The sequence below is a fragment of the Geminocystis sp. M7585_C2015_104 genome (assembly GCA_015295805.1).
Lineage (GTDB): Bacteria > Cyanobacteriota > Cyanobacteriia > Cyanobacteriales > Cyanobacteriaceae > DVEF01.
In genome coordinates this window covers 1-12,958 of the sequence record DVEF01000067.1, presented here as the reverse complement: position 1 = coordinate 12,958, position 12,958 = coordinate 1, and the positions used below count along the sequence as shown (strand labels likewise).

The 12,958-nt window shown below is 41.8% G+C and carries 10 protein-coding genes; 4 read left to right on the top strand and 6 right to left on the bottom strand.

Going from position 1 to position 12,958, the window contains the following annotated elements; translation table 11 throughout:
- Positions 1-1,359: 1,359 nt before the first annotated feature.
- Positions 1,360-1,500: a hypothetical protein gene (locus tag IGQ44_08170; GenBank protein ID HIK37950.1), complete on the bottom strand. Its 141-nt coding sequence runs from the start codon at positions 1,498-1,500 to the stop codon at positions 1,360-1,362.
- 766 nt (positions 1,501-2,266) lie between these two features.
- On the opposite strand from IGQ44_08170, the gene IGQ44_08165 reads away from it, so the two are divergent.
- The gene (locus IGQ44_08165) at positions 2,267-2,674 is read left to right on the top strand and encodes a single-stranded DNA-binding protein (protein ID HIK37949.1); all 408 of its coding nucleotides are present in this window, start codon (positions 2,267-2,269) and stop codon (positions 2,672-2,674) included.
- Positions 2,675-2,678: 4 nt separating this feature from the next.
- Here IGQ44_08165 and IGQ44_08160 read toward each other — a convergent pair whose 3' ends face one another.
- From IGQ44_08160 to IGQ44_08140, 5 genes are all read right to left on the bottom strand, one after another.
- Positions 2,679-3,011: a DUF565 domain-containing protein gene (locus IGQ44_08160; protein HIK37948.1), complete on the bottom strand. Its 333-nt coding sequence runs from the start codon at positions 3,009-3,011 to the stop codon at positions 2,679-2,681.
- Positions 2,977-3,660, bottom strand: coding sequence for a phosphoribosylglycinamide formyltransferase (locus IGQ44_08155; GenBank protein HIK37947.1), 684 nt, complete (start codon positions 3,658-3,660; stop codon positions 2,977-2,979). The genes IGQ44_08160 and IGQ44_08155 overlap by 35 nt, the downstream gene beginning before the upstream one ends.
- A gap of 183 nt (positions 3,661-3,843) precedes the next feature.
- Complete coding sequence (locus IGQ44_08150; protein ID HIK37946.1) at positions 3,844-5,910, bottom strand: hypothetical protein; 2,067 nt, start codon at positions 5,908-5,910, stop codon at positions 3,844-3,846.
- A 353-nt stretch (positions 5,911-6,263) separates the two neighbouring features.
- Complete coding sequence (locus tag IGQ44_08145; protein HIK37945.1) at positions 6,264-7,217, bottom strand: asparaginase; 954 nt, start codon at positions 7,215-7,217, stop codon at positions 6,264-6,266.
- Between the two features lie 99 nt (positions 7,218-7,316).
- Positions 7,317-8,621, bottom strand: coding sequence for a hypothetical protein (locus IGQ44_08140; GenBank protein HIK37944.1), 1,305 nt, complete (start codon positions 8,619-8,621; stop codon positions 7,317-7,319).
- A gap of 186 nt (positions 8,622-8,807) precedes the next feature.
- On the opposite strand from IGQ44_08140, the gene IGQ44_08135 reads away from it, so the two are divergent.
- The 3 genes from IGQ44_08135 to IGQ44_08125 all read left to right on the top strand — a co-directional run.
- Positions 8,808-10,175, top strand: a complete 1,368-nt coding sequence (locus IGQ44_08135) for a UDP-N-acetylmuramoyl-tripeptide--D-alanyl-D-alanine ligase (protein HIK37943.1) — start codon at positions 8,808-8,810, stop codon at positions 10,173-10,175.
- Between the two features lie 15 nt (positions 10,176-10,190).
- The gene (gene rfbC, locus IGQ44_08130; GenBank protein HIK37942.1) at positions 10,191-10,739 is read left to right on the top strand and encodes a dTDP-4-dehydrorhamnose 3,5-epimerase; all 549 of its coding nucleotides are present in this window, start codon (positions 10,191-10,193) and stop codon (positions 10,737-10,739) included.
- Between the two features lie 1,431 nt (positions 10,740-12,170).
- On the top strand, positions 12,171-12,958 hold a 788-nt coding region (locus IGQ44_08125; protein HIK37941.1), incomplete at its 3' end, for a UDP-2,4-diacetamido-2,4,6-trideoxy-beta-L-altropyranose hydrolase.

Here is a 12,958-nt window from a genome sequence, read left to right as displayed (position 1 = left end):
AGGGATAAGACAACAATTCCATCTAGTAACCATACCCTTGTCTAGGGATAAGACAACAATTCCATCTAGCAACTATACCCTTGTCTGGGGATAAGACAACAATTCCATCTAGTAACCATACCCTTGTCTAGGGATAAGAAAACAATTCCATCTGGTAACTATAGGAGGTATTTATACTCAGGGGGATAGGGGATATACCCTTGTCTGGGGATAAGACAATAATTCCATCTAGTAACTATACCCTTGTCTGGGGGTGAGAAAATAATTCCATCTGGTGACTATAGGAGGTGTTTATACAGGGTAACACAAACAACGGTAGCTTGCTAAACCTCCTCTTTAGCCAACTCACCCTAGCCTGTTGTAGGGTCGACCCAATATAATAGACCTAGTTATCTCCAATTGTCCCCTAGCAGAAAAATCACCCTGACAACAACCCACCATCCGTTTTGTCAACTCAGTCTAAAAACCCTTGTCTACCACATATTCTTTTCCAGTTATCTAATAAACATCCCCCCAGTCGCCGGCGATTTTTCCTCAACCAAGTCATCCCACCTCTGGCAAAGGCTAACAATAGTTGTCTTTTAAAACTTTCCTAAGTTATCCCAAGCCGGCTGGATATTCCTCTCAGCGAAGTCATACCAACAGATACCAGATATGCCAATAATAGTTGCTTCTACCCTGTATCGCGCATAATACGCATCTTCCATACATTCCCCCCAAAAGCTAACAACAATTGTCTACCAAATATTTCGAAAATTCCTGTATACTCAATACCCCCTGTCGTTGTTTTTTCAATATCCCCCAAAAGCTAAAATCCTTTTAAGAATAACCCACTAGACATTGCCTAAAACAATACCTCACCCTTGAGGGAAATTTCTCTGACAATGTCTTTCTACCATATAACCCCTGGCTAAGTCATGCTTACAATAATTGTCCACCAAACATTCTCTATTATAGTCGTCTCAATTTCCGTCTACCACTAGAAACCCTCTTCAGTTGTCTTTTATACATCCCCCAAGTGGAGTCATACTAACAAAATTTGCCTAATACACATCCACCTCGGTGAAACCACACCAAACCAATAAAACAATAATATTTTAATGTTTTAATAAAGCCCTCTCCTATAAGGGTAAAGCTGATAACACTTGTCTAGGCATTTCACCAGTAAAGTGATACTTACAATACCCCCCGAAAAACATCCCTGCAGTGGGATTATACCAACAAAAGTTGCTTGCCATATTCTTACTCAGCATCATTCCCAACATCCTCCCCAGTGAAATAACCCTTTCAATATCTGTTTACTAAATACCTCCTTTGGCTGTCTCACCTTAACCCGGTAACTTCAACCATTTAACAGTGTTAGTCTTCTAGACATCTTTCCCAAGTATAGTCACTCCCATAGACATCCTCCAGTAAAGTCACCCTAACAGTCACATTAACAACAGTCACCTGCTTAGAAATCTCCTTCAGGAGAATCACACTAATAATACTCGCCCACATCCCCTCGAGTGAATTCAGGCTAAAAACAAACAATTGTCTCCCCCCCCCCCTCCCAGCCAAGTCATGCCGACGATATCCTGCTATTCTAATAAACTTTCTTATAAGGGAAATTACTCTTACAGTACTCTTATACTAGACTAGACACCCCAGAAAGTTGGTTGTTAGGATATTGTCTCAGTCTAGTCGGGTTAACAATATCTGTCTGCTAAATACACACCAAAACAACTCATAAAAATCACTCTAACAAGAGTCTACCAAAAACCTCCCCCACTCAGGTAGGGCTTATTACAACACTCTCCCACATTTGTCTGCCAGACGTCCTTTCTAATATAGTTAAACAAACAAGACTCCCCTCTCACATCCCCCAGTAAAATTGTCCCAACAAACAACTAAAACCACTAACAATATTACTAAGCCTTCTATAGTCTACAATCACGCCGGCAAAACTTATCCACAAAAGAATACCTCTTTCTCAAGTCATCCTAACAACACTTATTCGAGTTATCCTCCCAACATTTTTTTTCCTAAACTCCCCCAGCTAATACCCCCTACTCGGCAAAATCCCCCTCACACCCTCTCTCGCCAATGGCTAGGCTGAAAACATTTGTCTGTCACCTGGAGATGAAATTTCCCAAAACTACAATACCACTCCCCCTCTCTATCGTCAGTAGCTTAGATGCCCCATTTTAATATCCCTCCCCCCAATACTAATTTGTGTCACAATGGAGAAGAGAAAATAACATAAGTGTCGGATAAAAATAAATCTATGAATAGTTGTATTCTGGCTGGAAAAATTGTCTCCACCCCCCAATTGAGATATACCCCGGATAATCAAATGGCTATCACCGAAATGATGTTAGAATTCGACAATCCCATCCCCAATAACCCCCCTTGTCTTCTCAAAGTTGTGGCATGGGGTAATCTTGCCGTAGATATAGAAAAACAATACCACGAGGGTAACGAGGTAATAGTACAAGGTCGTCTACGAATGGATACAATAGAGAGAAATGGTTATAAAGAAAAAGTAGCTAGTATGATTCTCTCTCACATTTATCCCCTTAATGGCACCCCTTCATCTGTTACCATTGGTGAGTCGTCACCGTTGGAATCTTCTCTCCTATCCCCATTAGATGAGGAAATAAAAGCAAAAAACCTCGATGATATTCCCTTCTAGTCAGTCAGGAAGATAATGTCATGGCACTTACATACAGGCCAAAGACAAAACCTATCTTCCAAGAGTTTAGTATATCAAGCCATTGTATTTTTCTGCTCCCATCCCGTCGTCTATACACCCAAATGCTGATCCCCTCTGTTAATACAAGATAACAAGTGGCTACTGGTATATCCCATTTCCCTGCCTGAGAGACACTAGTAGAAATCAAATCAGAGGTGACATACCCCCACAACCAAGCGATAAAAACTAGAGACAATCGCCGCCAGGGGTTGGCAAAAAAATCGCCAAGGCGGCTGAAAAGGCTAGTGGCTAATAGGTTTAACCGGGTTTGTTGCATCTTTCTCCCTACCTCTTAAGACTGCTAAGGCAATACCCTGAATTATGATACGATGTTCCTGAGTTTGAATCCTTTTATGAAGAGTCTCGGGGGTGTCATCTGGCAGAATAGGCACTGCCGCTTGTACTAGAATAGGACCATTGTCTACTTCCAGGGTAGCAATATGTACAGTACAACCGGTAATCTTCACTCCTGCCTCTAACGCCTGTTTTACTGCATTCACTCCCCGAAAACTAGGTAGGAGGCTGGGGTGTATATTTATCACCTTTTCCGGGAAAGCCTCTAATAACACCCTAGTAACAATCCGCATCCATCCCGCCATTACCACCAATTCCACACCCTTGTTTTTGAAGGAGGCAACTATCGCTTCGTCTAAGGCTTCCCTACTAGGAAATTCCCGATGGTTTAACAATAATGACTCTACCCCGTATTTGTCTGCCCTTTCTTTTACCTTTGCCCCCGGGTTATTATATATCAACAACTCGATTCTAGCATTCAATTTCCCCTCTGCAATGGCTCTAGCAATTGCCTCAAAATTACTCCCATTCCCCGATGCCATTACCCCCAGTTTCACTGTCTTTTCCAAGTGAATAGATTCTATGTTGGGGGAAATCAAATAAGGGGAAGGAGAATAATAATAATCCTGCATATGTTTTTGGTATCCTGGCATTCCAAATTCCCACTGGTTATTATACTGTTTGTTGGCACATAGGCAATCCGAGTCCCCACCAGTTGTTATATTATTGTTTCACACTGTTTTCTTCTTCCCGGTATCATTTTCTTCTCTAAGTCTAACCTTCCTCTCCATCTCTTTAACTTTTCCCGCTTCATTTTAACTTTTGTCCTTGTTTTTTATCTGTTTGTCTTCTTGCCGTTGTCCGATTTTCCCCTTCTGCTTTTTCCATCCTTCACCCAATAATCTTACCACACAGTTTATAATTCCGATTATCAATTCTTCCAGGTGTAGCATTAATTCATCTAATTTTTCCAGAATTATTTGTAATAGGTGTTTTTCATACTTTATTTCTACTATGTTGGCTTCCATTTCCCCGTCGGCAAACCAACAGTAATCTTTTGTTTCTGATTTTTGATTTTTCTCTGAGACTGTCTGTTTAACCTCACCATACTCTTTAACACTAATAGAATCATCACCCCAGTCATCAATGGGGGAAGAAAGACAGGCGTATTCCCCACCCGCAGACACGGATACAGAGGCAGTAATATCACTTCTAGGATTTCTTTCTACAATAGAATTACTAATACCCACAACAGAGGGGAAAGAGAGACGGGAAAATTCATCATCTATAGACAATCCCATAGACACAGAGTTAGCATTTTCACCCTTGAGATTCTTTTTTAGAATAGACTCATCCCCTTCATCTGCAGAAACGGAAGCAGTAAGGGGGGGAGACGGGGGGTTAGCATGTAGACGGTTTTTACTTTTGGTAGATTTCTTTTTACCAAAGAAATACTCAATGGCTGCCAGAATAAGGAGTTTCAGCTGGAAGGGATTCTCTTTTTCAGAAACAAACTCATCCGGAGGCGGATTTTTGGTTATATTCTTATCTTCCCCCCTGACAGACTGATTCTCATTCCCCGTCGGCAGAAGTCTAGAAAGAATACTGTTACCCAGGCTAATTATTTTAGCCTTAATTTTCTCAACAGTGGTAACATCAGTATGGGCAGACGAGGTAGGGTTGGCAAGAATACTAGCATTGAGGGGAGTAGATGGGATAACTGTGGGGGTGGATGGAATTGGGTGGGGGGATATACTGTCCTTGGCAGAGGCAGGCGGGATGGGGTGAGGGGTGATGGTTGCATGAGGGAGGGAGGAAGAATTTTTCTTGCCAAAAAAATAATCAATAGCCGCCAGAATTAACAATCTAATTTTTTGAATCCCATTGTATTTGTCATCTCTTGAAACCACATTCTCTTCTTTTTGTGGTTTATTGGCAGAAGACTTGTTTTTATCTACTTTTGTCAGAAAGGGGGAAAAAACAAATCTGGCAAGGTTATCAATTCTACTATCAACCCGGAAAGACAACGAAGGGATGCCAGGGGGATTTAGGGGGGGATTATCGACAACAGTGGTATCGCCGGAGGCTAGATTCAGGGGGTGATTCTTGCCAACACCACTATTACTATAGTCAGAAGGAGGATGAGAGGAAGAAACACCCTTCTGTTTTTTGCCAAAAAAATAATCAATGGCAGCCAAAATCAGTACTTTGAGACGATAATATGGCCAAAATGAGTCAGAAAACTTCCCCACAGAAGAATCATCTTGGCCATTGCCACTATGATAACAGGAATGATACCCTTGCTCCACCGCCTGGGGGCCTTTGATGGTAGCGTTTCCTCGTTGACGGAAGGCGGAAAAAATATAACCCTCCAGAGAGGATATAAGCCTATCCAACCAGAGGATTGCCTCCTTATCTCCCAATCTCATCTCATGGCTTGCCAAAACCGTCTCTATTAAATCACTAATTTCCCCCTGTCGGGTGGCTGGTATTATTTCCCTCATCTGATTGTTTGCCATCACCGCCACAATACACCTATCCTGCAGGCGACAAGCCAACCCCTGAAAATCATGAAGAAGCAAAACTGGTATATCCTTTTGCCTTACCATTTTCTCTGTCACCCGCCGGATTATTTCGTCACAGGCGGCAGGAGGCAAATGGGGATTTGTTGTTTTGGCTGAGGCAAAACTTCTATTACCAGTCTTAGTGATAATCTCCCACAACCGCAGGAGAGGAAAGAATATAATCTCCAATCCTCCCTTTACTGCGTAACTCCACTCCCTCAGTTTTCTGCTTACACCACTGTTGATTCTTATATACTGACGATTCAAAAAGTTAAACAACCTACTTTTATATGGTTTGTCTGCCGGTGGGGAAGACATATTCTTTTCCTTTCCTCTCCTCTCCTTTTCTTTCCTTTCCCTATTTCTATTACCTATTTCCGATTGCTATTGAGGATACCCAATTTATAGTATTCTATTGTCAGAGGGTGTCACAAAACAAGCACAAGGGGGCCGCGTTTTCTGGTATTCTTCTGCAACTAGGAATGCCGGCGGCAAAGAATAAGACAACCAATGGTGGCGGAATAAAATCAAAAAAACAATAATGCCTTGACAGGTAGCCATAAAAAGAGGTAGAATAGGGGGGTGGGGGCGGCAGGCGAAGGTACTGCCAGGGTGCAGCCTGGGCTCAAATTAAATAAGAAAAGATCGCAACTATAGGGAAAAAAAAGGGATCAGAGTAAAGACAAGTCGCCAGAAACCTCAAGACGACGATAGTCATCAAGACGAAGGAACTTATCACCGAGATTGTCGGCGACGGCAGGGGTAATCCAGCCCATTTGTTTTAGGACATGGATGGCGGCGGCATATTTAGCGCGTTTAGCCCCGTCTAACACCTTAATGGCAATACCCATGCCCTGTTGAAGATTGCCAATGCACTGTATTCCCTCGGCGCCAGATTTACAGACAAGTCTACCATCAGATAAACTCATGACCTCGGTGTCAAAGGCGCCTTCTCCGGCTACCAAGGCGGGATGACTAGTCATTGCCCGGACTATCCTTTCCAATTCAATACTGTTGCCACTAGCCAATTTTGCATAAAGAGTGGCCATTTGAGACAATTCCAAGGCGTAAGTAGGAACACCGCAGTCGTCCCTAGCTATCATGATTTCTGCTGGGGGGATGCCAAGCAATTCGGCAATTTTATGAAGTATCAACTGTTGTACAGGATGACTACGGTGGTAGTAATTCTCGAGACTCCAATGGCGCTGTTGAGAGGCGGCCAACATGCCAGCGTGTTTTCCAGAACAATAGTGTTGTAGAGGACTATTTTTACCGGGAGGTATAGGACATTTTAGAAAACTAGGGTCCACATCTGCACGCCAGAGAATGTTAAAAACCCGTCTAGCCTGTTCAATTGTTCCCTGATGAGAGCTACAGATTATGGCCAAATCCCTCTCATCCAAGTCAAAACGCTCTAAAGCCCCCGTGGTAGTCACTGCCAACGCCTGAAATGGCTTCATGGCCGAGCGCATGAAAGAAAAGGTTTGAGCCTCCCCTGCCACTGCTAACACCCTTCCCTTATCATCCGCCACCACCACCTCTGCCTGGTGAATAGACTCTACAATTCCCTCCCTGAGGAGATTCACCTCCAAACGGGGATAACTTGGCCGCTTCAATCTAGTCATTCTGCATTGTCTCTTTCTGCCTGTTTTGTCTGAATTTCCATTATCTCACATTTTTGTTCTTTCCCGAATATTTGAAAATTTATCTCAATAATCGCCATTTCAAAAACAAAACCCGCCAGCATAAATCCGTCGAAGGAAAGAAATATCTAAGTTGCCAAAATGCACGGTAAAAGCCACATTCAGTTTTTCTAGGCTTCTGACTAGCCATGCCGCTCCATCTCTGGTAAAAGATTCATAATGGTTGAAAAGGATAGAAAAGCGTTTTTCCAAATAGGGTTTTACCTTGCTACACAACAAAACTATCTTTAGGAGTAAGCCGATAGTTTTAGTAGTGCCCATATTGCTAATCATATCCATAAATACCAAATGATTGGGGTTTTGGGGACTTTCTACCACCAGATAGTTGAACAACTGAGAATAGGTACGCATTTTTAAGAATTCATCCGGCTTGGTATTATTGTGTTGGGGGTATATCTGTTGTATCCTCTCATATAGTTTCCTGTTAAAACTGTGTTTGCCGTAGTTCTCGTCAATAGACTGTACAATGTACTCATATAGACTGTCTTTAAACATCTGGTAGTTGCGGACATCACTAGTGTAGCTCAAAAAACTACTAGACAACTGTTGGTAAGAATAACCCCTTTCCACTGGACCCACAAAATGTTTTAAACTCTTATTCAAATCCTTATCACTGAGCAGAGTAGGATTAACGGCGGATTTTATCAGTCTTTCCTTGTTTATTTCTAGTCTGCCCTGTGCCAGTCTCACTTGCTGTATCACAAATTTTGACAACTGATTTTCAAACTTCCTTTCCATTTCCCGTCTGAGCTGATATACTGTTTGTTGTTGTTCCCTGTCACTGTCCGGGGATAGGAGACAATGCTCATAAAGATAGGGATAACGGGTGATTAATTGGCCTATAGTCTCTTCCCTCTGGCTGTTGCTATTGTTTTTCCTTTCCAAACCCTCGCCGATAATGGTGGCAAGCCTTTTAAGTTGTCTATAATAGTCAGTGGTGAGAAAATGTCTTACCAGCTGAATCATGCGGCCAGAATAAGTGCGGGCGTAACTACTACCAACACCTACCCCTGCTGGCAGTCTATCAAATAGTTCAACTAATTCTACCACAAAGCGCTGGGTCTGTGGTTGTAATTGCCAACGGTTGACCAAAATGTAACAACAACGGTTTAAGATGGAGGGGAAGTATTCCGCCGCTTGTTTTTTACTAATTATCCTAGCCAGGGATTCCAACACCTTTTGACTGTCGTAGCTCTTTGCTATAATGAACAGGTGTCTGAATCTGTCCAACACCTGCTCAGGTGACTGGGTTTTCACGCACTCCAGCAGGTGTTCGTAGAGATACTGTTCATCTCCTGCAATGCCAGAGTATATACTGGGTGACATGGTGTTGGTACTCACGGCCTCTCATCTCTCACCTTGTATTATTTCTGTCTCCCTATGCTCTTGACAGACCATCTTATTTTTGGTCCTTCTGTTTCTTTTATCATGTGGTCCCCCCATACAGTAGATTTTAATTAAAATAATTATGTTTTCTATCGTTTAAATTACTGATTTTTTGTACTGGCTTTTATGAAATCTTTTCCTTGTCTCGACGTTGTCCGTAAAATCACTGACGCTAATTATACGGAGGCTTGTTTATCTCTTTTCTCGGAAAATTGTAGGGGAATTAGTACAGATACTCGCACTATAAAACCGGGGGAAATTTTTGTGGCCTTGGAGGGGGAAAATTTTGACGGACATGACTTTATTCCTCAGGCTTTTGCTAAGGGCGCTCTCGCCTGTATTGTCAAAGAAAATTCCCCCAAGATAAAAGGATTAAACTCGCCTTTGTTAATGGTAAAATCTCCCCTAGTTGCCTATCAGCAAATAGCGAAATGGTGGCGAAAATCTCTTAATTTGCCAGTTATTGGTGTGACGGGCTCAGTTGGAAAAACTACGACAAAGGAGTTAATTAGTGCCGTATTAAGTCTGGAGGGAAGAGTTTTAAAAACCGAGGCTAATTATAACAATGAAATTGGCGTCCCCAAGACTATTTTACAAATAGATGAAACCCACAAGTATGCCGTTATAGAAATGGCTATGAGGGGGCGAGGACAAATTGCCCTCTTGACGGAAATTGCTCAACCTAACATAGGTGTAATCACTAATGTTGGCACGGCACATATCGGCATTTTGGGCTCAAGGGAGGCCATAGCAGAGGCCAAGTGTGAGTTATTGGCAAATATGGACAAATCTGGAGTTGCCATTATCAATGGAGACAATGAATTGTTGGTGGAAACCGCAAAGAAATTCTGGCAAGGGGAGACTATTTGTTATGGTTTGAAATCTGGTAATTTTAGAGGGGAACTAGTTGACAAAAACACCCTCAAGGTGGACAATAAATTATACCCACTTCCCCTTACCGGGGAACATAATGCCCTTAACTACTTAGCTGCTATTGCCACTGCTAAAGTCTTAGGGTTGGACTTGCAAAAGTTACAGCAAGGAATCAAAATAAATCTGCCAAGGGGGAGAGCCACTCGTCATGTTTTGCCCAATAATATTATTCTTTTAGACGAGACTTATAATGCTGGTTTTGAATCGATGATTGCCTCATTAAAATTGTTAGCGGAGGAGGAAGGAAAACGAAGAATTGCCGTCTTGGGCACCATGAAAGAATTGGGCAACTATTCTGCCTCTCTTCATCGTCAAGTGGGAGAGTTTGTAAAAAGTCTAAATCTGGATTTACTGTTAATATTGGCGGACGAAGATGCCACCAAAGAAATTGCTCACGGTGCTCAGGGCATCCCCACTCGAATTTTCCATAACCACCAGGAATTGTTGTCTACCCTTTCCAGTATAATAGAGCCAGGGGATAGGATTTTATTTAAGGCTTCCCACTCCCTGGACTTAGCTAAGGTGGTAGATGGCCTTGTTGAGCTTTTCAAGCAAGAATAAGAGGGAGGAGAAAACATGAAAGTCATCCCCACGAAAATCCCAGATGTTTTAATAATAGAGCCCACAGTTTTTGAGGACGAAAGAGGCTTTTTTTTTGAGAGTTTTAACGCCATTACCTTCCGAGAAAAGACGGGATTAAATCCAAATTTTGTCCAGGATAATCACTCCCATTCTCGCAAAAATGTCCTCAGAGGATTGCACTATCAACTCTACCAAAAACAGGATAAACTAGTAAGAGTTGTCAGGGGGGAAATCCTAGACGTAGCTGTGGATATTCGGAGATATTCTCCCACCTTTAAACAGTGGGTTGCGGTGGTTTTAAGCGAGGAAAACAGAAGACAGTTGTGGATCCCTGCTGGATTTGCCCATGGCTTTTTAGTCTTATCAGAAGAGGCAGATGTCATCTACAAAACCACTAACTATTACCACAAGGAATATGATAGGTCCATTCGCTGGGATGATCCAGAAATTAACATCGACTGGAGTCTTAAAGAGAAACCAATTTTATCCAGTAAAGATGCCAACGCTCCTTACTTAAAATACGCGGAAATTTTCCTTGTCTAATTTTTTCTTTTCCTAATTTTTTCTTTTTCTCATTCTAAAAACACACCCCTCCCCCTTACCCTGATTTCCTATAAAATATGGACTAAAATCTTTAATATAAACATTAGTATCCTCTAATCTTCAATACAACTTTCAAATCTTAACGATTTGCCTTTAAAAAGTCCCAATAGTCATAGCCGCTGTACTTTCAGCACCACCAGGGATATCTCATACAGCACCACACATCAAATACCTATCCTCCGAGGCTGCGTCTAAGTTAATTCGAATACTAATTTTACAAAATCCCTCCGAAACGCTCCTATATAAACTTCTTAAACATCCCCTCTGAATTTATTCCCCTTCACCCTAATAGAGTCCGAATCCCCTTCTCTAAAAAAACAGCCCAATTAAGTAAGCTTTCTGATGGTATAACCAGCGTTTTTTATTGCCCAGTCTTCTCCTGTTACTCCAAATCTAAAGCTATTCCCTTTGCTTTTCATATCTCCTCTCAAAGTCTCATCAACGCCAATAAAATCTTAGTTATGGATAGAGGTTCGAGTAGTTTTCAATTTCTTGAACACTTATAACCAAATGATATGAAGTTTACAATAAAGCTAAAAGCATCGAATAAATCTTGGAAAATAAATTTCCCAGTAGGTAGAGGGGAGGAGGTTATATATGGGGGTTTATCACAAGGAGCTGACCATAAAGGACAGTCCAGTTTTTGATAAGATTTGCCTGGCCAACATAACATTTTTGCTTACCAACACGGATTAATATATTTTTCTCCCTACAAAATTCATATTAGTATCTACCATTATTTTAGTTCTATTTTAGGTCTTTAAATGGTTTGATGAAGACAGATAAGATAACTTAAAGGTACATACAAATTATATCATATGATGCTCTGGTTAATTTTGATATTATTCTTGGTACAGCTTTGATATTAGGTTAGAGTCCAAAATAGAGATTCTTCAGTGGGAGTAGGTTATAAAGTAAATGGTCAGGAGTGTTCATATTGTTCAATGTTCAATAGGGTCAGGACAAGTAATGAGATGATAAAAAGTGGACTTTTTGAGTTTATGAGGAAGCACAGTATATGTTCTAAAAAACAACGTCCGAACTTTTGTCTGAATTTAAGCTATAACCCCTTGACACCACTACAAGTTTTTGCTAGGATGGAGGTATAGGATGGGGGCGGCAGGCGGAAGGACTGCCAAGGTACTTGGGCAGCGAATTTTTTATATGAAAAAATTTTTCAATAGTTTCCGAGGAGAGAAAATAAGGGGATTAGGGGAGAGAAGAGAGGGTGAGGGAGAAAGTGCAAGGAAGAGTGTAAAGGAAACCATTATAGAGTGCAAATTATGTGAAAGGGGAATGTAGAATGGTAGGAAAAATTTAAGGAAGAGGGTTTTTAGGAGATTTATTGAGCTGTTTTTGGTGGTATAGAGAATGGACTATAGGAGAGGACGTAGGAGGAGGGTTCTTTTCCTGACGGAGGGGTATAGGCAAATAGGGTTCGGGCATATAACTCGATGCACATCCATTTATCAAGCTGTAGGAATTTTGGGTGGTGAGGCATTGATGTTGGTGAGGGGGGACTATAATACCCGTTGTATCCTTAAGGGAATTAAATATGAACTGTGTGACTGGCATAACAGGTGGGGGGAGGTAAAAAATAGACTAAAGGACTTTGATACTGTTGTGATAGACTCCTACCTGGCCGACTGGGAAATTTACCAAGAGGCATCGGATAATGTCAAGGTTTGCCTTTATATTGACGATTTTAAGAGACTAGAATACCCCAAGGGGATAATCCTCAACGGGGGGATCCATGGAGAGATGTTAGACTATCCCAAGGAGGAGGGGAGAATTTATCTGTTAGGGCCTAAGTTTATACCCCTGAGAGAGGCCTTTTGGGGAGTAGGGTTGAAGAGAATAAACAAAGAGCTAAAGCGAGCACTTATAACCTTTGGAGGCGCCGACTCAAGAAATATGACCCTTGAGGTTTTAAGGTTGCTTAGAAAGGAGCATCCTGAGCTTGAACTTTTCGTTGTAGTTGGCAAGGGCTTCAAAAACAAAGAAGAAGTCTACAAGCTAAAAGACGAAAAAATAAGGGTTTTTGAGAGTCTTTCTGGTGAAGAGATGAGAGACCTTATGACTATGGTGGACCTTGCGGTAAGCGCGGGTGGGCAAACTACCTACGAGCTTGCGCGGGTGGGCGTGCCCTCCGTGCTTGT

What these genes read in the sequence shown, in the direction of transcription:
- IGQ44_08140 (HIK37944.1), bottom strand. Translation starts at nt 8,621, where the DNA reads ATGTCACCCAGTATATACTCTGGCATTGCAGGAGATGAACAGTATCTC.
- IGQ44_08160 (HIK37948.1), bottom strand. Translation starts at nt 3,011, where the DNA reads ATGCAACAAACCCGGTTAAACCTATTAGCCACTAGCCTTTTCAGCCGC.
- IGQ44_08145 (HIK37945.1), bottom strand. Translation starts at nt 7,217, where the DNA reads ATGACTAGATTGAAGCGGCCAAGTTATCCCCGTTTGGAGGTGAATCTC.
- IGQ44_08150 (HIK37946.1), bottom strand. Translation starts at nt 5,910, where the DNA reads ATGTCTTCCCCACCGGCAGACAAACCATATAAAAGTAGGTTGTTTAAC.
- IGQ44_08170 (HIK37950.1), bottom strand. Translation starts at nt 1,500, where the DNA reads ATGTGGGCGAGTATTATTAGTGTGATTCTCCTGAAGGAGATTTCTAAG.
- IGQ44_08165 (HIK37949.1), top strand. Translation starts at nt 2,267, where the DNA reads ATGAATAGTTGTATTCTGGCTGGAAAAATTGTCTCCACCCCCCAATTG.
- rfbC (HIK37942.1), top strand. Translation starts at nt 10,191, where the DNA reads ATGAAAGTCATCCCCACGAAAATCCCAGATGTTTTAATAATAGAGCCC.
- IGQ44_08135 (HIK37943.1), top strand. Translation starts at nt 8,808, where the DNA reads ATGAAATCTTTTCCTTGTCTCGACGTTGTCCGTAAAATCACTGACGCT.
- IGQ44_08155 (HIK37947.1), bottom strand. Translation starts at nt 3,660, where the DNA reads ATGCAGGATTATTATTATTCTCCTTCCCCTTATTTGATTTCCCCCAAC.